At 73.0% G+C, this 19,647-nt stretch carries 19 protein-coding genes, 1 pseudogene and 1 riboswitch; of the genes and pseudogenes, 10 read left to right on the top strand and 10 right to left on the bottom strand.

Going from position 1 to position 19,647, the window contains the following annotated elements; translation table 11 throughout:
- Positions 1-65: 65 nt before the first annotated feature.
- The 4 genes and pseudogenes from ABZS66_RS24585 to ABZS66_RS24570 all read right to left on the bottom strand — a co-directional run.
- Positions 66-284: pseudogene (locus ABZS66_RS24585) on the bottom strand (repressor LexA); the annotation flags it as partial.
- 306 nt (positions 285-590) lie between these two features.
- Positions 591-1,307 carry an ABC transporter permease gene (locus ABZS66_RS24580; RefSeq protein WP_354761375.1) on the bottom strand — a complete coding sequence of 239 codons (717 nt, stop codon included), beginning with the start codon at positions 1,305-1,307 and terminating at the stop codon, positions 591-593.
- Positions 1,304-2,878, bottom strand: a complete 1,575-nt coding sequence (locus ABZS66_RS24575; RefSeq protein WP_354761373.1) for an ABC transporter permease subunit — start codon at positions 2,876-2,878, stop codon at positions 1,304-1,306. Before ABZS66_RS24575 ends, ABZS66_RS24580 begins: the two co-directional genes overlap by 4 nt.
- The gene (locus ABZS66_RS24570) at positions 2,875-3,783 is read right to left on the bottom strand and encodes an ATP-binding cassette domain-containing protein (protein ID WP_354761371.1); all 909 of its coding nucleotides are present in this window, start codon (positions 3,781-3,783) and stop codon (positions 2,875-2,877) included. Before ABZS66_RS24570 ends, ABZS66_RS24575 begins: the two co-directional genes overlap by 4 nt.
- Positions 3,784-3,870: 87 nt before the next feature.
- Between ABZS66_RS24570 and ABZS66_RS24565 the strand changes: the two genes are divergently transcribed.
- Positions 3,871-4,533 carry a response regulator transcription factor gene (locus ABZS66_RS24565; protein ID WP_354761369.1) on the top strand — a complete coding sequence of 221 codons (663 nt, stop codon included), beginning with the start codon at positions 3,871-3,873 and terminating at the stop codon, positions 4,531-4,533.
- On the top strand, positions 4,530-5,594 hold the full coding sequence (locus ABZS66_RS24560; protein WP_354761367.1) for an ATP-binding protein: 1,065 nt from the start codon (positions 4,530-4,532) through the stop codon (positions 5,592-5,594). The genes ABZS66_RS24565 and ABZS66_RS24560 overlap by 4 nt, the downstream gene beginning before the upstream one ends.
- A gap of 466 nt (positions 5,595-6,060) precedes the next feature.
- Here the strand turns inward: ABZS66_RS24560 and ABZS66_RS24555 are convergent, their stop codons facing one another.
- Positions 6,061-6,747: a TetR/AcrR family transcriptional regulator gene (locus tag ABZS66_RS24555; protein WP_354761365.1), complete on the bottom strand. Its 687-nt coding sequence runs from the start codon at positions 6,745-6,747 to the stop codon at positions 6,061-6,063.
- An 88-nt stretch (positions 6,748-6,835) separates the two neighbouring features.
- Here ABZS66_RS24555 and ABZS66_RS24550 point away from each other — a divergent pair, with 88 nt between their 5' ends.
- From ABZS66_RS24550 to ABZS66_RS24530, 5 genes are all read left to right on the top strand, one after another.
- Entirely contained in the window at positions 6,836-7,561 is a 726-nt protein-coding gene (locus ABZS66_RS24550) for an SDR family oxidoreductase (protein WP_354761363.1), read from the top strand.
- Positions 7,558-7,884, top strand: a complete 327-nt coding sequence (locus ABZS66_RS24545; RefSeq protein ID WP_354761361.1) for a nuclear transport factor 2 family protein — start codon at positions 7,558-7,560, stop codon at positions 7,882-7,884. The genes ABZS66_RS24550 and ABZS66_RS24545 overlap by 4 nt, the downstream gene beginning before the upstream one ends.
- Before the next feature lie 33 nt (positions 7,885-7,917).
- A riboswitch (guanidine-III (ykkC-III) riboswitch) is annotated at positions 7,918-7,983 on the top strand.
- A complete protein-coding gene (locus ABZS66_RS24540) occupies positions 7,979-8,278 on the top strand; it encodes a hypothetical protein (RefSeq protein ID WP_354761359.1) in 300 nt (99 codons plus the stop codon). (Overlaps the previous riboswitch by 5 nt.)
- Positions 8,205-9,002, top strand: a complete 798-nt coding sequence (locus ABZS66_RS24535; protein WP_354761357.1) for a hypothetical protein — start codon at positions 8,205-8,207, stop codon at positions 9,000-9,002. Before ABZS66_RS24540 ends, ABZS66_RS24535 begins: the two co-directional genes overlap by 74 nt.
- Before the next feature lie 253 nt (positions 9,003-9,255).
- Entirely contained in the window at positions 9,256-9,819 is a 564-nt protein-coding gene (locus ABZS66_RS24530; protein WP_354761355.1) for a TetR family transcriptional regulator, read from the top strand.
- Positions 9,820-9,871: 52 nt separating this feature from the next.
- Here the strand turns inward: ABZS66_RS24530 and ABZS66_RS24525 are convergent, their stop codons facing one another.
- Positions 9,872-10,429 (bottom strand): TetR/AcrR family transcriptional regulator, encoded by a 558-nt coding sequence (locus ABZS66_RS24525; RefSeq protein WP_354761353.1) that lies wholly within the window; start codon positions 10,427-10,429, stop codon positions 9,872-9,874.
- 273 nt (positions 10,430-10,702) lie between these two features.
- Here ABZS66_RS24525 and ABZS66_RS24520 point away from each other — a divergent pair, with 273 nt between their 5' ends.
- On the top strand, positions 10,703-11,728 hold the full coding sequence (locus ABZS66_RS24520; protein WP_354761351.1) for an NAD-dependent epimerase/dehydratase family protein: 1,026 nt from the start codon (positions 10,703-10,705) through the stop codon (positions 11,726-11,728).
- On the opposite strand, the gene ABZS66_RS24515 is transcribed toward ABZS66_RS24520, so the two are convergent.
- Positions 11,717-13,030 (bottom strand): pectate lyase, encoded by a 1,314-nt coding sequence (locus tag ABZS66_RS24515; RefSeq protein WP_354761349.1) that lies wholly within the window; start codon positions 13,028-13,030, stop codon positions 11,717-11,719. The genes ABZS66_RS24520 and ABZS66_RS24515 overlap by 12 nt on opposite strands.
- 125 nt (positions 13,031-13,155) lie before the next feature.
- Positions 13,156-14,004 (bottom strand): isocitrate lyase/PEP mutase family protein, encoded by an 849-nt coding sequence (locus ABZS66_RS24510; protein WP_354761347.1) that lies wholly within the window; start codon positions 14,002-14,004, stop codon positions 13,156-13,158.
- 113 nt (positions 14,005-14,117) lie between these two features.
- Here ABZS66_RS24510 and ABZS66_RS24505 point away from each other — a divergent pair, with 113 nt between their 5' ends.
- Positions 14,118-15,365 carry an MFS transporter gene (locus ABZS66_RS24505; RefSeq protein ID WP_354761345.1) on the top strand — a complete coding sequence of 416 codons (1,248 nt, stop codon included), beginning with the start codon at positions 14,118-14,120 and terminating at the stop codon, positions 15,363-15,365.
- Here ABZS66_RS24505 and ABZS66_RS24500 read toward each other — a convergent pair.
- Both ABZS66_RS24500 and ABZS66_RS24495 read right to left on the bottom strand, forming a co-directional pair.
- Positions 15,358-16,119, bottom strand: coding sequence for a DUF6745 domain-containing protein (locus ABZS66_RS24500; protein ID WP_354761343.1), 762 nt, complete (start codon positions 16,117-16,119; stop codon positions 15,358-15,360). The genes ABZS66_RS24505 and ABZS66_RS24500 overlap by 8 nt on opposite strands.
- 1,084 nt (positions 16,120-17,203) lie before the next feature.
- A complete protein-coding gene (locus ABZS66_RS24495) occupies positions 17,204-19,066 on the bottom strand; it encodes a ricin-type beta-trefoil lectin domain protein (protein WP_354761341.1) in 1,863 nt (620 codons plus the stop codon).
- A 156-nt stretch (positions 19,067-19,222) separates the two neighbouring features.
- On the opposite strand from ABZS66_RS24495, the gene ABZS66_RS24490 reads away from it, so the two are divergent.
- Positions 19,223-19,647 (top strand): DMT family transporter (locus tag ABZS66_RS24490; protein ID WP_354761339.1); only part of this gene is annotated, 425 nt, incomplete at its 3' end.

Here is a 19,647-nt window from a genome sequence, read left to right as displayed (position 1 = left end):
CGGGTGTCCGCGATGCGAAGGCCGGTCCGGCGTGGGTCGCCGGGGCGGAAGGTGTGGATGCCGGCCGGGCGGGCGTCGACGGCGCGCGGGCCACGGGCGGCGCGGCGCAGCAGGCCCCGCTGCTCGAGGGCGCGGAGGTGGTGGGCCACCGACGACGGCGAGCCGAGTCCGACGGCCGCCCCGATCTCCCGCACGGTCGGCGGGTAGCCGTGCTCTTCGACCCACGCCTGAATCACCGCAAGGATGTCGCGCTGGCGCTCGCTGATCTCACCGACCGCTTCCATAGCGGCACGATACTACATTTTCGATCAGATGTACGATAACCGCCGCGCATTCGTACTCAGGGCGTTTCGCGGTTACGCAACTGCCCGCACCGGCGCCGGGCGAATCGTTTCCTGCAACCTCGTCGGCACGGCAGCGCAAGGCTTCTCGGAATGCACGCACCGCATTTCGCGTCAGGCGGCCCACGACGTCGTGATGGCCCGCGAGACCCATCAGCCGGCCTGCCGCAGCACGAGGATCGCACCGTACGTGCTGCGGCAGGCATCAGCTTTCGAGGCGTGGCGGGCCGGGGCGGGCCGGGGCGCGCGTCAGGCGTCTCTTCGGTGGAGGAGCACGGCGCCCACGAGCAGGGCGCCCAGGGCCCACAGGGCCAGCACGCCCAGGCCCTTCCACGGGCCCGTCACGGCGTCCGCGGTTGTGGCCTGCACGGCCAGGCCGGCCGTCGACGGGCCCATGCGGCGTAACCGGTCGCGCCACTCCTCGTCGGTGACCACGGCCAGGACGATCGGCAGCGCGTACAGCACGGCCAGGATCGTGCCGATCGCGGCCGCCGCGCTGCGGAACGCCGTCGCCGTGCCCAGGGCCAGCAGTGCGACGAGGACGAGGTACAGCACCGAACCGACCGCCGGCCGCAGCACCACGTTGTGGTCCGGGAGCATCAGCTGCGACACCGCCACCGCGCCCGCCACCGCCGGGACCGCGGCGACCGCGACCACGGCGGCCAGCACGGCGGCCTTCGCGGCCAGGACGTGCAGCCGGCGGGGCATGGCGGTGAGGGTCACGCGGACCATGCCCGTGCCGTACTCGTGGCCGATCACCAGCACGCCCAGGATCGCCACGACCGCCTGCCCGAGCTGCACGCCGGTCAGGCCCAGCTTGGGCAGGTCAGCGTCGCACCCGGTCCCGGAGCAGGCGCTCGCCGCCGCGCTGACCCCGACGGTCGCGACGATCACCCCGACGAGCAGCGCGAGGGTGCCCGGCGACGTGCGCAGCTTGGTCCACTCGGCTCTGACGATGTCGATCATGCGTCCCGCTTCCTCAGCACGACCGCGGCCGCCGCGAACGCCACCGCCGCCCACGCGGCGAGCACCGCGAGGCCGGCCCAGGGCGCGAGCGGGAAGTAGCCGTTGGCCGGGGTGTAGATGTTCGCCACCTGCGGATACGCCGGCGACGCCTGCTGCAGCGCGAACGCCGCGGCGGGGCTGACCCGCAGCAGCCACTGGCCGGCCGCGGTCGGCAGGACCGTCATCGCCAGCACGTACGGCATGACGATCACGACCACGGCGGTGGTGATGGCGGTGACGCCGAGGCGCAGCACGGTGCCGAACGCGAGGGCCAGGACGGCCGCGACGGCGAGCAGCGCCGCGGTGCCGACGACGACCCGCACCTCGGTCGCGGTCGAGGCGGGATGCAGGTAGACGCCGTTGTCGCGCAGCACGTCCTGGCCGAGCGAGACGACGACGGCCGCGGCGACCAGGCCGGCGACGAACGTGACGCCGCCGACGACGGTGGCCTTCGCCGCGAGCAGCCGGACCCGGTGCGGGGCGGCGGCGAACGTGGTGCGGATGAGCCCGCGCCGGTACTCCGCGGTCACGAACACGGCGCCGAGGACGACCACGACGATCAGGCCGGCGAACGTGCCGACGAGCGTCGAGGTGATCGTGACGCCGACGCCGGCGGCGCCGGGGATGGAGGGTGCGAGGTCGCCGGAGCCGGTGAGCCGGAACGTGTCGCCCTCCCGCTCGGCCCCGGAGACCCGCCCGGCCGCCGGCCCGACCGAGCCGCCGGCGACCGGGGCGTCGGGCGCGCCGCCGGGCCCACCGGCCCCGCCGCCGTGCTCCACCTGGGCGCCGATCACGTCGGTCTTCCAGGCGTCGCCCTGCCACCCGCCGGCCAGCGCGAGCCGGTCGAAGACGCCGGTGGCGTGGCTGGGCCCGCCCATCGCGCCGCTGCCCAGCCCGACGTCGACCTCCTCGGTGTGCTGCGGCGAGGTCACGAACAGCCCGGCCTCGACGGTCGCCGGCAGCCCGCTCAGCCGGGCCGAGCCGACGGTGGTCCAGGCGGTGCCGTCGGTGGACTCGGCGGCGGTGAGCGTGTCGCCGGAGCGCGTGAGCCGCAGCCAGCGTGGCGCGTCGGCCGAGACGCCGCCCGGTCTGCCGGCGACGTCGTGGACGAAGTCGTACTGCAGCCGCACGCCGTGCGACCCGGTCATCATCACCGCCGCATACGTGGCGCCCTGCGTGGTGGCGCCCCGCACGATCAGGCCGGCCTTCGCCCACGGCACCAGGCCGGACCGGGGCTTGCCCGGCTCGCCCGGGAGTTCGCCGGTCAGCCCGGTGAGCCGGACGGTGACGCTGCCGTCGCCGGTCAGCGCCTGGTGGACGAACGTGAGGCTGTCGGTGACCTCCTCGCCGCCCGGGCCGACGGGCGCCACGCACTCCGAGCCGGGCCCGTGCTTGCCGCAGGAGCCCTGCAGGCCGGGCAGCAGCCCGAGCCCCACGATCAGGGCCGCGGCGATCATGACGGCGGCGACCCAGCCGCGCATGGTGCGGAACTTGGTCCACTCGGCGGCGAGGGCGCGCAGGTATGCGGTCATGACGCGGACTCCCAGCGGTACTCGACGGCGTCGCGGGTGAGCTCCAGGTAGGCGTCCTCGAGCGACGCGCGGTGCGCGGACACCTCGGAGAACGCCACGCCGCGGCGGTGCAGCGCGGCGACGACGTCGCCGGCGGCGAGCCCGGCGACGCTGAGCACGCCGTCGCCGGCCCGGGTGACGGTGGCGCCGGCCTCAGCCAGTACCGCCGAAGCCTCCGCCGAATGCGAACGTAACGTCACCCGGTCGCCGGACGCGGCGGCCAGCAGCTGGGCGACACTCGCGTCGGCGATGACCCGGCCCCGCCCGGCCACGACGACGTGGTCGGCGGTGTCCTCCAGCTCGCCCATCAGGTGGCTGGAGACGAGCACGGCCCGGCCCTCGGCGGCGAGCCCGCGCAGGAAGCCGCGCATCCAGATGATCCCTTCGGGATCCATGCCGTTGAAGGGCTCGTCGAGCATCAGGGCGGGCGGGTCGCCGAGCAGCGCGGCGGCGATGCCGAGGCGCTGGCGCATGCCGAGGGAGAAGCCGCCGGCCCGGCGCCGGGCGACGCCCTGCAGGCCGGAGCGCTCGAGCACCTCGTCGACCCGGCGCGCGCCGAGGCCCTGCGAGTGGGCCAGCCACAGCAGGTGGTTGCGGGCGGTGCGGCCGGGTTGCAGCGCGCTCGCGTCGAGCAGCGAGCCGACGTGCCGGAGGGGGTGGCGCAGCGCGCGGTAGGGGCGGCCCTCGACGAGGGCCGTGCCGGCGTCGGCGGCGTCGAGGCCGAGGATCACGCGCATCGTGGTCGACTTGCCGGCGCCGTTGGGGCCGACGAAGCCGGTGACCCGGCCGGGATCGACGGTGAAGGTCATCCCGTCGAGCGCGGTCGTCGCGCCGAACCGTTTCCTGAGTCCGTTCACGGTAATCATGGGTCTCGGTTCTACGGTGTGGGTGGTGTCAGCACGGTGCCGTCGGCTGACACCTCATTGACACCGGCGGCCTGGCAAGGTGGTGGCATGCGCGTACTCGTCGTGGAGGATTTCGAGGTCCTGGCCCGGACCCTCGGCACCGGCCTGCGCCGGGAGGGCATGGCGGTGGACGTCGTCCTCGACGGCGACGACGCCCTGGAGCGGCTGGCCGTGACGCGGTATGACGTGGTCGTCCTGGACCGGGACGTGCCCGGGACCCACGGCGACGACGTGTGCCGGCGGATCGTCGCCGACCGCGCGGGCAGCCGGGTGCTGATGCTGACCGCGTCGAGCACGGTGAAGGACCGGGTGGAGGGGCTCGGGCTGGGCGCTGACGACTACCTGCCGAAGCCGTTCGACTTCGCCGAGCTGGTGGCGCGGGTCCGGGCGCTGGGCCGGCGGCCGACGGCACTGGTGCCGCCCGTGCTGGAGTGCGACGACCTGACGCTCGACCCGGCCCGGCGGGTGGCGTCGCGGGGCGGGCGGCGGCTCGACCTGAGCCCGAAGGAGTTCGGTGTGCTGGAGTGCCTGTTGGCGGCGCAGGGCCGGCCGGTGTCCGCGGAGGACCTGCTGGAGCGGGTGTGGGACGAGGCGGCCGACCCGTTCACGACGGCCGTGAAGACCACGGTCCGGCGATTGCGGACGAAGCTCGGCGACCCGCCGGTGATCCACACGGTCCGCGAGGGCGGCTACCGGGTCGGTGCGCCGTGAAGCGCCGCTCGACGCTGCGCCGGCAGCTGATGCTGATCTACGCCGGCCCGTTCTTCATCATCTCGGCGGTGCTGCTCACGATCCCGCTGCTCGGTGCCAGCCAGACCTCGCCGGTCGCGCCGGGCGGCGAGCCGCACCCGGTCGAGCGGAGCGCCGAGTTCCCGGTGACGACGTGGTCGCTCTCGCTGTTCGGGCTGATGGTGCTGTCCCTGCTGGTCGGCTGGGTGGTGGCCGGGCGGTTCGTGGCGCCGTTACGCACGATCAACTCGACCGCGCGGGAGATCTCGGCCAACAACCTGCACCGGCGGCTCGGGTCGATGGGCCGCAACGACGAGTTCGCGGAGCTGGCGGAGACGCTCGACGACCTGTTCGCGCGGCTGGAGGCGGCGTTCGCGGCGCAGCGGCAGTTCGTCGCCAACGCCTCGCACGAGCTGCGCACACCGTTGACCGCGCAGCGGACGCTGCTGCAGGTGGCGATGGCCGACCCGGACGTCAACGTCGACTCGATGCGTTCGGCGTCGGAGGAGGTGCTGGCACTGGGTGCGGCGCAGGAGCGGCTCATCGGCGCGCTGCTGTCGCTCTCCGACGGGCAGGTCGGGGTGGAGCGGCCGGTGGCGTTCGACCTGGCGGCGGTGGCGCGGCGGGTGGCGATGACCCGGCGCGCGACGGACGTGCGGATCACGACCCGGCTGCAGCCGACGCCGATGGCCGGCGACCTGGAGCTGGTGGAGAGCCTGGTGGCCAACCTCGTCGACAACGGGCTGCGCCACAACGTGCCGGACGGCTGGGTGGAGGTGGTGACCGAGACCGAGGCGGGGTTTGCGCGGGTCATCGTGCGCAACTCGGGCCCGGTCGTGCCGCACGAGGAGCTCCACCGGCTGTTCGAGCCGTTCCAGCGGATGAAGGCGCAACGGGTCGGTCACGGCGACGGGCACGGCCTCGGCCTGGCCATCGTGCGGGCCATCGCCTGGGCCCACAGCTGCGACCCGGTCGCCCGCGCGCTCCCCGAGGGCGGCTTGGAGGTCCGCGTGACGTTCCCGCCGCGGGGCGTGCCCCAATAGCCGTCAGGAGAGCAGCGTGGTGACGGAGAAGGCCACGACGGGGAGGAACTGGTCGTAAGGGACGCGAGCCGCCAGGGTTGCGAACGGCGGGCCGATCAGCGAGCGGGACTGCTGGTGGACGATGTCGCGGTCGATCGGGTACCAGAACGCGGGGGCGTCGCCCGGGTCGGTCTCGACCTTCGGTGGGAGGGCGCGGCCCCGTGTTGAGGTTCAGGGCGAAACCGGCCTGCGTCGTCAGGGTGGCCCGGTCGTAGAGGACGAACTCCAGGCCGGCAGCAGGGCAGGGCGGCGGCGATCGGGGCCGGGTCGTCGGCCACGGCCACCAGGTCGATGTCGCTGCGGCCGGGGCGGTAGGCGTCCAGGGACAGGGAGCCGGCCGGGTACACGCCGACCAGGCCGGGGCCGAGCAGGTCGCGCAGGCGGGCCACGACCGCTTCCAGGTACGCCTGAACGTCGGTCGGGAGCGTCATCGCGGAGACGACGCGATGCGGTCCAGCCACTCGCCCAGCAGGCCCCGCTCGTGCGGGGTGAGCGCCGCCGTCTGCGGCAGTGCCGCCCGCAGTGAGACCGCGGCGCCCGCCGGGCCCGGGTTCGGCGTCGCCGGAGCGTCCGTCGTGACCGCGGCGATGACGGCCTCGCGGGCCAGGTGGGACACGGTCATGTCCCGCGCCGGCTCCGGCACGGCGATCAACGTCAGGGTCGTGCCGCAGCCCGCCGAGTGGACCAGGAACGCGGCCCGGGGCTCCGGGAGCCGCAGGCGGCCGGCCGACGCGATGCGGTGGATCTGGGCGGCCAGGACCTCCGCGGCCGCCAGCGCCGCCGGCGGGGACTCCCCCGGGCGGGGCTCGCCGTAGACCAGCGCGTAGAGGGCCGGGTTGGCCAGGCCGAAGCCCACGTGCAGATCCCAGCCCGCACGCAGGTCGGCGACCGGGTCGTCGGTGGGTTTGAGGGCCGCCTTGCCGGTCAGGTACGTCGCGAAGCCGTGGCTGGCCACCGCGTCCAGTAGGCCCTGCTTGTCACCGAACAGGCGGTAGATCGTCGGGGCCTGCACGCCCGCGGCGGCGCTCACGGCGCGCGTCGAGACCGCCTCGCGGCCGCCCTCGGTGAGTAGCGCCGTGGCGGCGGCGAGGATCCGCTCGCGGGCACCGTCCATGGTGACAACGATAACACGATCGCGTTAGCGGCGATAACATATCGGCGCTAACATGAACTCGTTAGCACCGATAGCTAGGGAGCGAGCCATGAGTCGAGTCGCCATCGTCACCGGCGGGTCACGCGGGATCGGGCGGGCCGTCGCCGAGCGGCTGGCCGCCGACGGGCAGGACGTCGTCATCGCGTACGCCAGCAACGACGCCGAGGCCAAGGCCACCGTCGAGGCCATCACCGCGACCGGGAGGCGCGCGACGGCGGTCAAGGCCGACATCGCCGACGAGCGGGCCGTCGCGGGCCTGTTCGACGAGGCCGAGCGGCTGTACGGCGGGGTCGACGTGGTCGTGAACGCGGCAGGACGGATGGCCCTGTCACCCGTCGCCGACCTCGACCTCGACACGTTCGACCGCATCCACCGCACGAACGTGCGCGGCGCGTTCGTCGTGGCGCGCGAGGCGGCCCGGCGCGTGCGGGCCGGCGGCGCGATCATCGGCTTCTCCACGACGCAGACGCGGCTGCTGTACCCGGGGTACGCGCCGTACGCGGCCGGGAAGGCGGCCACCGAGACGCTCGCCGCGGTCCTCGCCAAGGAGCTGCGCGGCCGCGACGTCACCGCGAACGCGGTCGCGCCCGGGCCGACGGCCACCGAGCTGTTCTTCGACGGCAAGGACGAGGAGACGGTCGAGCGGTTCCGCAAGGCCAACCCGATGGAGCGGCTGGGCATGCCCGGGGACATCGCCGAGGTGGTGTCCGCGCTCGCCGGCCCGGCCCGCTGGATCAACGGCCAGACGGTCTTCGTCAACGGCGGTGTCGCATGACCACCATGCCCGAGGCCGTCCGGGCCGTGTTCGACGCCACCAACGCCGAGGACGACGCGGCATTCGTCGCCGCGTTCAGCGCCGACGGCGTCATCGACGACTGGGGCCGCGAGTTCCACGGCCACGAGGCGATCGGCCGCTGGAACGACGGCGAGAACATCGGCGTGCACGCCCGCCTCGAGCCGACCGGCGTCACGGAGCACGACGGCGCGCACGTCGTGACGGCGACCGTCAGCGGCGCCGGCTTCAACGGCCCCAGCCACTTCACGTTCCGCCTGACCGCGGACGGCCGGAGGGTGAGCAGGATGACCATCCGCGAGTAGGGAGCGAGTAGGGCGCTTGTGAGAGGATCGAAACCAGCCGGCAACAATTGCCGGCCCGGACGAGGCGCACCGTACCCGGCAGAGCAAAGACGGCGTGTTGGAGGCCGTCGTGGTACAGCTCGCCGGGTCGCTGCTCATCCTGCTGCCGTTCGTGCTCGTGCAGCTCGGGCGCCTGCAGACCCGCAGCCAGTGGTACAACCTGCTGAACCTCGCCGGGTCGGTCATCCTCGCCGCCGAGGCGCTGCACGGCCGGCAGTGGGGGTTCCTGCTGCTGGAAGGCGTCTGGGCGCTGGTCTCGCTGCGCGCGGTAGTGTGGCCGCGTGGTCATCGACCTGGACACGGGACCACTGAACACGGGACCACTGAACGCGAGGCCGCAACGACCGACGCGTAGCGCCGGCCTGGCCCTGGCCGCCGTCCTCGTCCTCGTGGCGACCCAGCAGGTCGAGCCGATACCGCAGCTGCGGCCGGTGGTCACGCTGCCCGGCGGCACCATGGCGCTGGTGGGCACGACCCAGGGCTTCTTCGTGATCCGGGGCACCGGCACGCTCGCCTGGAACGTCACCGCCTACACGTGGGCGGGCGCCGAGCGCTGGCGGCGCCCGCTCGCCGGGCCCGACCCGGGCCTGTCCGTGGCGGCCGACGCGGTGTTCGCCACGCACCAGCCGTGCGACGCGCAGCACCCGCCGCGGGTGGACCGTCTCGACCCGGCGTCCGGCGAGCCGGCCTGGACGTCGGAGGGCGTGCTCGTCGGTGCGGCGGATGCGGATGCGGTACTGCTGGCCACCGCGAGCACCGGCTGCGGCACATTGCGCCTGGTGACCACACTGCAGGCGGTCCTCGTCGGCACCGGCCGACCGGTCTGGACCCGGAGGCTGGACCCGCCGCAGGCGGTGGCGGCGGCCCAGCGGACCCGCACCGACCCCGACGGCTGGCGGCTGCTGCCGCCCGACCGGCGGGTGGCCTGGCGCAAGGGCCGGATCGGGGTCCTCGACCCCGCGACCGACGTCGTGCGGACGATCGGCCGGATCGACGCCGAGCAGGCCCGCTGCGTGACCGATGGCACGCGGCTGGCCTGCGTCGACACCACTGGAACGACACGGGTCTGGCACCCGTAGCCGCTTACTTCTTCTTGCCCTTCTTCTTGTCCTTCTTCTTCTTCTTCGCCATGTCCATCACCTCCTTCAACGTTGACAGCGCCAACCGTAGCGGCAAACAGCCGGTAAACAAAGGGTTTCCGGCAGATTCAATGCGGCCTATCAATCGATGTACACCAATGCAGAATATCGACAACGCCGTCCACTGTGGACACGGCACCCGTGTCGGCCAGCACGGACCCGTTCGGTACAGTCAGAGTGAAATGAGGTGAGTATGACTGTAGCTATCCATGAACGTGTATACCGTGCGCCGCGTCGTGAGGCGCAGGCCACTGCCACGCGGGAGGCGATCGTCACCGCTGCCGGGCGGCTCTTCGCCGACCACGGGTGGGCGCCGACCACGATGGCGGCCATCGCGGCCGAGGCCGGCGTGACCGCCAAGTCGGTGTACGCGGTCGCCGACAAGGCCGGCCTGCTCGTGCTGGCGCTGGACCGGCACGAGGCGGAGCGGCCGGGCGGCGACCCCGGCACCGAACTGCTGCGGCACTACCCGCTGTGCCGCACCCTGGAGCACGGCGCCGCCGCCGAGCCGGCGCTGCGCGACGCTTGGCGCGCCCACCAGCGCCGCCACCGCGCCGACGCCAAGCGCATCGTGCGCGCGGTCGCCGACGCCGGCCAGCTGCGGCCGGGCCTGCCGTTCGGCCGGGCCGCCGACGCCGTCTGGTCGCTGGTGACGTGGCACACGGTCGCGCTGCTCGTCGAGGAGCGCGGCTGGGGCCCCGCGAAGCTGGCCCGCTGGCTCGACGACGTCGTGCGGCGCCAGATCAGCGACGGTTGACAGGCCGCGCGCCTCGACGCCGACGCCCCTGATGGCGAGCGGGTGCGGACCGTCAAGCTTCCGGGTGGTACCGCAGCCCGTCCACCAGCAGCCCGATCACCCGGCCGGCCCGCTCCTGCGTGCCGGGCGCACTGTTGGCGAGGCTGATCCCGCTCAGCGCGTTGGCGACGTCCTCCGCCGCGGCGTCGGCGCGGAGCACGCCGGCCCGCCGCCCGGCGTCGAGCAGCACCCCGAGCGCGGCGTAGATGCGGTCGTGACTGGCCTGCATCGCCGCCGCGTCGGTGCTCAGCACGATCGACTTGAGCGCGAGGGCCATGCCCGGCCGGCCGGCGACGTAGCCGATGAAGCGGCGCATCCAGGCGGCCAGGGCCTCGTCCGGCGGCAGCTCGGCGAGCAGCTCGTCGACGCCGTCGCAGAGCAGCTCGATCTCCCGCACGTACGCGCCGGTGATGAGTGCCTCGCGGGTCGGGAAGTGCCGGTACAGGGTGGCGATGCCGACGTTCGCCCGCCGTGCGACCTCGTCCAACGCGATGTCGACGCCGCGCTCGGCGAACACCCCGACCGCGGCGGCCAGGATCGCGTCGCGCTTGCGGCGCGCGTCAGCCCGCATGCCGGCCCCCTCGCTTGCCAACTGGAGGAATCCTCCATATCGTGGAGTGGAGCGGAGGAATCCTCCACTTAGCCGCCAGCATAGCGAACGGAGCAGGGGGCATGAGCGGTTCCGGAGCGAAGCGGAGGAGGCCGCTCATCATGGGCTCAGTTTGGAGCTCGTGCGGCCGGAGCGAAGCGGAGGACGCATGAGCGGTTCCGGAGCGAAGCGGAGGAGGCCGATCATCATGGGCTCAGCTCGGAGCTCGTGCGGCCGGAGCGAAGCGGAGGTCGCATGAGCGAGACCGTCCTGGTGACCGGCGGCACCGGCTACGTGGCCGGGTGGTGCGTGGTCGAGCTGCTGCGCCAGGGGTACACCGTGCGCACCACGGTCCGCGACGCGGCGAAGCTCGACCGGGTGCGCGCCGCCGTGGCCGCCGAGGTGGACCCGGGCGAGCGGCTGACCGGCCACGTCGCCGACCTCACCGCCGACGGGGGCTGGGACGCGGCGGTGGCCGGCTGCGACTACGTCCTGCACGTGGCCTCGCCGCTCGGGCTGGACGGCACCGAGGACGCGGAGGCGCTGCTGCGCCCGGCCCGCGACGGCACGCTGCGGGTGCTGCGGGCCGCGACCGCGGCCGGGGTGCGCCGGGTGGTCCTGACCTCGGCGGCCAACGCGGCGAGCCCGTCGTCGTACCGGGAGGACGGGGTCACCGACGAGACACTGTGGACGGACCCCGACGACCCGGCCCTCACGCCGTACCGGCGCGCCAAGACCGTAGCCGAGCGGGCCGCGTGGGACTTCATGGCCGCCCACCCGGGCCCGACGACGCTGACCACGATCCTGCCGGGGGCGGTGTTCGGGCCGGTCCTGACGCCCGGCAACCTCGGCTCGGTGCAGATCGTCGCCCGGATGCTCGGCGGGAAGATGCCCGGCACCCCGCGCATCGGGCTGGAGATCGTCGACGTTCGTGACCTCGCCGACCTGCACGTGCGGGCGATGACCGCCCCGGCCGCGGCCGGTGAGCGGTTCCTCGGCACCGGCGAGTTCACCTGGATGCGCGAAATGGCTGCCGCGCTGCGGGCCGGGCTCGGGCCGGCCGGGGCGAGGGTGCCGCGGCGGCAGCTGCCGGACCTCGCGGTCCGGCTCGCCGCCCGGTTCGACCCGCAGCTGCGGGCGATCACCGTCTCGCTCGGGCGGCGGCACCGGCACAGCACCGCGAAGGCGGAGCGGCTGCTGGGCTGGCACCCCCGCCCGGCGGCGGAGACGGTCGTGGACTGCGCGCGGAGCCTCCTGGCCCTCGAAGGGTCAGACGGGTAGGCGCGCGCCCGCGTTCGCCGTCACGATCTTCGGCACGTCGGCGGTCGGGTCGAGCCCGGTGCGCAGGGCCGGGGTCCAGCCGGCGTCCGTGCCGATGTCGGGGTCGCTCGCCGCGTTGAACTCGTCGAGCAGGTTGACCGCCACGACCGGACCGGTGCCGACCCGGGCGAGCGTGCCGCGCTCGGTCATCACCGTGCCGCCCCAGTTGTACACCAGGGCGCCGAGCGGGATGTCCGCGCTGCGCAGGACGAAGTTGTTCTCGGCGTAGATCGCCGACTGCACGCCGACGCCGAACGCGTAGGAGAACGTGTCCTCGTCGGTCAGGTAGAAGTAGTTGTTGTAGACGTCGACCTGGCCGAAGCGCACCCGCGGGATCCGCTGGCCGAGGTTGGCGAAGCGGTTGTGGTGGATCGTCACCCGCAGCTTGCCGACGTCGACGCCCGGCGTGTTCGTCGAGCCGATGAGCATCGACTTGTCGTGCTCGAACAGGTAGTTGTACGACACGGTGACGTAGTCGGAGCCGCGGATGATGTCCGCCAGGCCGTCGTGCACCTGGTAGGGGCGGCCGAAGTACACCGGCTGGTCGACGTCCTGGTTGGCGCCGTCGGTGAACGTGTTGTGGTCGAGCCACACGTTGGTCGCGCCGCTGAGGGTCACGTTGTCGTACAGCGAGTTCCAGTTGCCCTCGGCGCCATCGGTCGGCGTCCACGCCGGGAAGCAGTCGGCGGCATCGAGGAACGTCACGTTACGGATGATGACGTTGCTGACGTTCGTCAGCAGCAGGTTGCCAGCGAGCAGCTGCGCGCCCTTGAGGCCGTAGATCGTCGTGTTCGACCCGACGTTGACCTTGATCTGGTCGCCCTGGGTGCGGGTCGAGCGGACCCGCGCCTCCTCGAGGGGCCCGCTCGGGGCGACGCGGCCCCACACCGCCGGGTCGTAGGCGGCGAGGTAGGCGTCCAGGCTGTACGCCGGGTCGGCGTAGTCGGCGCAGGTCCTGCCCGCGTTGGCATCGATCTTGCCGGCGATGAGGACGATCTTCGGCGTGTTGCCGGCCACGGCGGCGACCAGCTCGTCGCGGGTGCGCACGACGAAGACGTGGGCGTCGTCGGCCGCGGACCCGCCGCTGGTGCCGGCGCCGGCGGCGCCCCACCCGTCGTTGGCGGCGAGCGGCTGGCGGGCCTGCGCGGGGACGCTGACGCTGGTGGTGCGGGTGTCGGCCGCCTGGGCGATCGCCGTGGCGGCGGCGAGAGTCAGCCCGGCCACCGTCAACACGGTGAGGCCGAGCTTGAGGTGCACGTGCATGCATTCCTCCGGACGTTCACGGACAGCGGGAACTTAGAGGAAAGCGCATTCCTGGGAAGTACGTTGGCACGCCGCACCGGGCGCGTCAACGCGTGGCGTTTGCAGGTTTGTTGCAGTCGTCGATCTCAGCCGGTGTAGCGGGCATCGAGGGCCGTGTGCTCCTCGAGCCCGACAAGCGCGTTGAACTCGTCGAACCCCGTCATCGCGGGCGGTGCGCTGCCCGCGGCGAGGGCCCGCAAGTAGGCCTCCATGCCCTTCGCCGCCGCAAAGGCTGTGCCCAGCGAGAACAACGCGAGGGAGTAGCCCATCTCCTGCAGCGCCGCCACGCCGGGTAGCGGCGTCCGGCCGCCCTCGATCTGGTTGCTGAGCACCGGTACCACCCCGCGGAACGCCTCGGCGATCCGGCGCATCTCGTCGAGGGACTCGGGCGACTCGATGAACAGCAGGTCGGCGCCCGCCTCGTGGTACGCCGCAGCCCGGTCGATCGCCTCGTTCAGGCCGCGGGTGGTGCGCGCATCGGTACGAGCGATGATCACGAGATCGTCGTCCCGGCGGGCGTCGACGGCCGCGCGCACCTTCTGCACCATGTCGGCGGCCGGGATCACGTCCCGGCCCAGCATGTGCCCGCACCGCTTCGGCGAGGTCTGGTCCTCGATGTGCAGCGCGGCCGCCCCGGCTCGCTCCCAGGCCCGCACCGTGCGCCGCACCGACAGCGGGTTGCCGTAGCCGGTGTCGGCGTCGGCGATCACCGGCACCCCGGCGACGTCGCAGATCGCCTCGACCCGGCGCAGCATCTGGGTCATCGTGACGTACCCGACGTCGGGCAGGCCGAGCGCGCTCGCCGCGGTCTGGAACCCGCTCACGTACAGCGCGCGGAAGCCGGCCGCCTGCGCCAGCCTGGCGCCGGTGCCGTCGTAGACGCCGGGCGCGACGAGGATCTCCGGGGCGTGCAGCAGGTGGCGCAGCGAGGTCACGCCCGGGCCGCTACCCGCGCCGCCCCCGCCATGCCTCACCCGCCCGGGTGGCTTGGGTCACTCGGCCCCCGCCTGCGCGCTTCGGGCGCATCGACGGGGAGCAGGCTGCGATCATGACCGCCCCCAGCGTGCCCCGCCGGTTCGCCGCGCTGCGCAACCCGGACTGCCGGCCGTACCTCTTCGGCGCCGCGCTGGCGATGATGGCCGACAACATCGAGCACGTCATCACGTACTGGGTGCTCTGGGAACGGTTCCACTCCCCCGCGCTCGCCGGATTCCAGGTGATCAGCCACTGGGTACCGTTCCTGCTGTTCTCCGTCTCGTTCGGCGCGCTCGCCGACCGGTACGACTGCCGCCGGGTCATCCAGTGCGCCCAGGCCCTGTTCATGGCGGCCTCCCTGGGGTGGGGCATCCTGTTCGCCACCGGCACGCTGCAGGTGTGGCACGCGTGTGTCCTGCTGGTCATCCACGGCATGGCCGGTTCCCTGTGGGGCCCGGCCGAGCAGCTCATGCTGCACGACTTCGTCGGCGACGCCGAGCTGCCCTCGGCAGTCCGCCTCAACGCGACCTTCCGCAGCCTCGGCGTCCTCTTCGGCCCGGCCGTCGGCTCGGCGCTGCTGCTCGGGCTGGGCCCGACCGCCGGCATCTTCGCCAACGTCCTGTTCTACCTGCCGCTCACGATCTTCCTCTTCCGCACCAGGTACACCGGCCACACCCGCGACCACGGCGTCCCCCGCGCGCGCATCGGCCTCGTCGACTCGGTGCGCGTGCTGCGCGAGGTCGGCGCCAACCGGGCCCTGGTCAGCATGATCCTGCTCGGCGGCCTCGGCGCGTTCTTCGTCGGCGCGTCGCTGCAGTCCACGATGCCGATCTTCGCCGGCGACCTCGGCGCCGGCGACGCCGGCACCGCCTACGGCATCCTGCTGTTCGCCAACGGCGCGGGCGGCGTGCTCGGCGGCATCCTGCTGGAGGCGACGGCGCGCCTGCCCTCGACCGTGCTCACGGCGGTCCTGAGCACCCTGGTGTACGGCGTGACGAGCCTGCTGTTCGCCGTCACCACCAGCTACCCGTTCGCGGTCGCCCTGCTCCTGCTGGGCGGCGTGGCCAACCTGGCCGCGATGTCGATCGGCCAGACCGTGGTGCAGCTGCTGGCCCCGCCGGCCGACCGCGGCCGGGTCATCGGCGTGTACGGCGTCTCCGCCAACGGCCTGCGCGCCGGCAGCGGCTTCACCGTGGGCCTGCTCGGCGCCGCGGTCGGCGTGCACTGGTCCCTCGGCCTGAGCTCGGCCGCCCTGGTGTTGTCGACGCTGGGCGCCGCGTGGTTCGCCCTCCGCGGCGCCCAGCCGTCGTCGGTTACCTGAGCGGCGGCGACCAGCCGTCGCGGAAGGTCACCGCGCGCACCTCGCGCTGGTGGTGTTGCACTTCCGCCGGACGGTCGGAGAGCACGCATCTCGCCTCGTCGGGCCACCACCAGCCGGTGGAGCGGGCCAGCAGGACCCAGTCGTCGAACACCGCCTCGTCCGACGGGCGGTACACGGCCAGGCCCAGCCTTCTCAGTGTGTCGTAGTAGGCGATCCAGGGGGCGTCCTGCTGGCCGTACCAGCCCACCGGCACCTGGTCCGGCACGCCCAGCTCCCGGCGGACCGGCCAGGCCAGCGCGGCCGCGAGGCCGGTGGTCAGCGCCTCCCGGACCCCGTGGCGGATGACCTCCCTCAGCGGGTACCCGATGTCGAGCGCCGCTTCCGGCTCCAGCGTCGCCAGCTCGGGCCGCTTCTCCCTGTCCCGCTTGCCGCTGCTGCGCGGCAGCGCGCTGAGGTCGGGATGGTCGGCCGCGGTGTCGAGCGCTCCCCGCAACCGGGACAGCCCGGCGGCGACGTCGCTGACGAACGGCGGCTCCCCCGCGGGTGGCCGGTGGGAGATCCACCGCCGCAGCACGGCGTGCCCCGGCCGCCCGGCCAGCAGCGGCAACGCCTGGCGGGGAGAGTCGACCCAGTGGAAGTCGGGACGGGACCGCCCGAGCCGCAGGTAGATCCGCGCAACGGCGGCCTCGGCGGCATCACGGTCGGCGGGCTGGTCGCAGACCCCGGCATCGAACCAGCCCTGCCTGATGGGCACGGCCTGCCGCCAGCGATCAACAACCCGATTGGTGGAACGAGAACCCGGCACAGCCGGCGCGGCGCTTCGCCGCAGGAGCGCGGTCATCGCGCGAGGGCGAACACGCCCTTTCGATCAGAGGTGATCATGCCGTCCATGATGCCCACGAGACCCCACCGAGCGCAACCCCGCCCACAGCGCGCAACGGACACGGATGCAAACCTTCCGTTCGGTTGGTTGGTCGGTTGGTCGACCAACCAACCGCGGCGGGGTTCGGTCGACCGACCGACTACCGACCAGAGCCGGGGTTTCGGTCAGTCGACCGACCAACCGGGGTTGGTTTCGGTCGGTCGACCGACCGGAGCCGGCCCCAGGTCTCGGCCGCACGCCGCACCGCGACCCCACATCGCCTCGCCGCTCTCCGCGGGCACGGCTCTGCAACCTTCTGGTCGGTCGACCGACCGAACAGCGCTGCCCCCCGAGCTTTGGCCGGTCGACCGACCGACTATCGACCAGAGCCGGGGTTTCGGTCGGTCGACCGACTCATCGGGCGCGCTCCGCAAAGGGTCGGTCGCACGCCGCGCCGCGCCCTCACACTGCGCCGATCCGGCGGCATTGCGAGGGCCGCTGAGCCGGCGGCAACGAACTGCCGAGTCGACGACGTGGCTGTCCGTTTCCACACTCCGCTGCGCACGTTCCGCATGTCGCGTGACGCGTGGTGTGCGCCGCTCACTGTTCCGCGTCCTAGGAAGCTAGGTCAGTGTCCTTGGCGGGTAAGCCTGCAACGCGCGGGAAGTCGCCGTTGGTCCGGCTGCGCGGAGACGACCACCCGGCAGCAACGGCGGACGAGGCCTGAGTGGAAGGCGGGGCGGGAATGGCCTGACGGCCAAAGTGACCCGGGGTGAGGTGGCGGCGGTCCGGGATGAAGTCACCTGACCACGGGGAGCGTTCGCGCCGACGCGGCGCTTCGAGTAGGGCCTCCTCCCCCGCCCGCGCATGATCGTGGGAAGTATCTGGCTGCCATGACGACCAGATACTTCCCTTGATCATGGGTCCACTCCCGCTACCGCACGAGGGGCCCGCGAGCGCGGGCCCCTCCACGCCGTTACGGCAGCGTCCAGCGCTGGTTGGCCGCGCCCGTGCAGGTCCAGATCTGCAGCTGCGTCCCGTCGGCCGAGCTGGGGCCGGCCGCGTCGAGGCACTTGCCCAGGGCCCGCAGCGAACCGTCCGCGGCGGCGGTCCACTGCTGGGCCGTCGTGCCGTTGCAGTCGTAGAGCTGGGCCTTCGTCCCGTTCGCCGACGAGGCGCCGGCGACGTCGAGGCACTTGCCCAGCGCCCGCAGCGTGCCGTCCGCGGAGACCGTCCAGCGCTGCGCGTCGGTGCCGTTGCAGGTGTACAGCTGGATCTTCGTGCCGTTGGCCGGCGAGGCGCCGGCGACGTCGACGCACTTGCCGCCGTAGCCGGTGATCTGGCCCGTCCGGCCGGTCGTGGTGCCGCTGTCGGCGCCGGCCCAGAGGTACGTGCCGACGGTCCGGGCCGGCAGCGTGCTGCTCACCTGCTGCGCACCGACCCGCAGGGTGAAGGACTGGTTCGACCCGGTCTGGTTGACGACGACGGCGACGAGGGTGCCGTCGGGGTTGCGGAACGCGACGTTGGTGACGGTGCCCGTCGAGCCGTAGCCGGTGGCCACCCGCTGCGCGCCCGGCCGCACGAACTTCGAGAACTGGGCGACGATGTTGTAGTCGGGCAGCGCCCAGAACGTGTCGCGGTTCGACGTGCTCTGCACGAGCATGGTCGGGTCGGGTGAGCCGGTCCACCGCTCGGGCGAGCGGTTCTGGTCGAGCATGCTCACCCAGCCCTCGTAGAGAGTCGACCAGTTGCGGAAGTACTGCACGATCCGGTCGGCCCCGGCGGTACCCCACACGGAGCGCTCCGTCATGAGCACGTCCTTGTCCGGGTAGGAGGCGTGCACCTGGGACATGGCCGTCGGTTCGCCGGCGTAGTCGTGGAAGGCGATGCCGTCGACCGACGCGCGGGCGTCGGCGGTCAGCACCCCGGCGGCGTAGCTGGCGCCCTCGCTGAAGTTGTGGTCGAACGCCCAGATCTTCGTGGCGCCCAGGCCGTTGTTCGTGAGCTCGGTGCGCAGCGCCTTGGCGAGCTGGCGCTCCTGGTCGGCGCTCACCAGCATGCCCGGATAGTCGGGCGGCGAGAACAGCGGCTCATTCTGCAGGGTGAGGCCGTGGATCGGAATGCCTTGGCCGTTGTACGCCTGGATCGCCCGGCGATAGTAGGTCGCCAGCGTCGGGATGGAGGAGCTGACAAGGCTGCCGCCGATGATGGCGTTGCTCGTCTTCATCCAGGGCGGCGCCGACCACGCGCTGGCGAAGACCTTCAGGTCGGGGTTGATGGCCAGGGCCTGGCGCAGGGTGGCGACGATGTTGAGGTCGATGTCGCGCTGGATGGAGAAGCGCGACAGCGACGGGTCGGCCGCGCCGTCGTCGTACGTGTAGAAGGCGCCCGACGTGAAGTCGCTGGTGCCGAACGTGATCCGCACGACGCTGAAGCCCGCGCCGTTGACCGGGTCGACGAGCGCGCGCAGCGCCCGGTCGCGCGCCGCGGCGCTCATCCGCGAGAGGTTGAAGACGGTGGACTCCTCCAGGGAGGAGCCGACGCCGAGGATGGTCTGGTACCGCGTGTTCGTGTCGGCGGTGATGGTGGCGCTACCAGTGGCGGCGACGATCGGCAGGTCCGCCTGCCGGGACAGCTGGTACGGCGTGCCGGCCAGGCCGGTGGCCGGGTTGCTGTACCAGTTGGCGTTCTTCGGCTCGTAGCCGGCGGTGCGCGACTCCGAGCTCCAGTAGACCTGGACGGTCGTCGCGGCGGCGGCGGCCGCCGGCTGCGCCGCCACCAGAGCGGGGATCACCAAGGCGGCGGCGAGCAGCGTGCTCAGGGGTCGGGAACGGACCATGCGGGGTGCTCCTGGCGGGGAGGAGGAGGTCACTAAGTTCGTGACTTGTATCAAGCCTTGACGGAACCGCTACGACTGTCAATGCCTTTGGTAAAGTTTCCGAACAGATACGCGACGACCTGCGGGAACGCCGCCCGACCTGACACCCTGAGCCGCATGCTGCTGGTGTCGGTGTGCTTCGCGGTCGGGGCGGCCTGCGCGTTCGGCACGGGGACGGCCATCGAGCACACCGTGAGCGCCGGCAACGGTGGCGGCCTGCGCGGCATGCTGCGCCTCGCCCGGGACCGGCGGTGGCTGACCGGCGCCGCCCTCGACGTGCTCGGCGTCGCGCTCCAGGTCGTCGCGCTCGCCACCGGGCCGGTCATCCTCGTGCAGCCCTGTCTGGTGCTCGCGCTCCCCGTCGCCCTCCTGGTCGCCTGGCGGCTCGGGGCGCACCGGCCGAGCGCCCGGCAGTACCGTGGCTGCGCCTGGATCCTCGCGGGCCTCGCGGGGTTCTTCGTGGCGGTCGGCGACCCCGGCGACGCCGACCGCTGCTCAACCGCCTCCGGGTGCTGGAGCAGTGGCGCAACCAGTCCATCGGC

The organism is Dactylosporangium sp. NPDC005572, assembly GCF_040605515.1.
Classification (GTDB): domain Bacteria; phylum Actinomycetota; class Actinomycetes; order Mycobacteriales; family Micromonosporaceae; genus Dactylosporangium.
The sequence above is the reverse complement of the archived record's forward strand: the minus strand, read 5'-3'. Positions and strand labels throughout refer to the sequence as shown.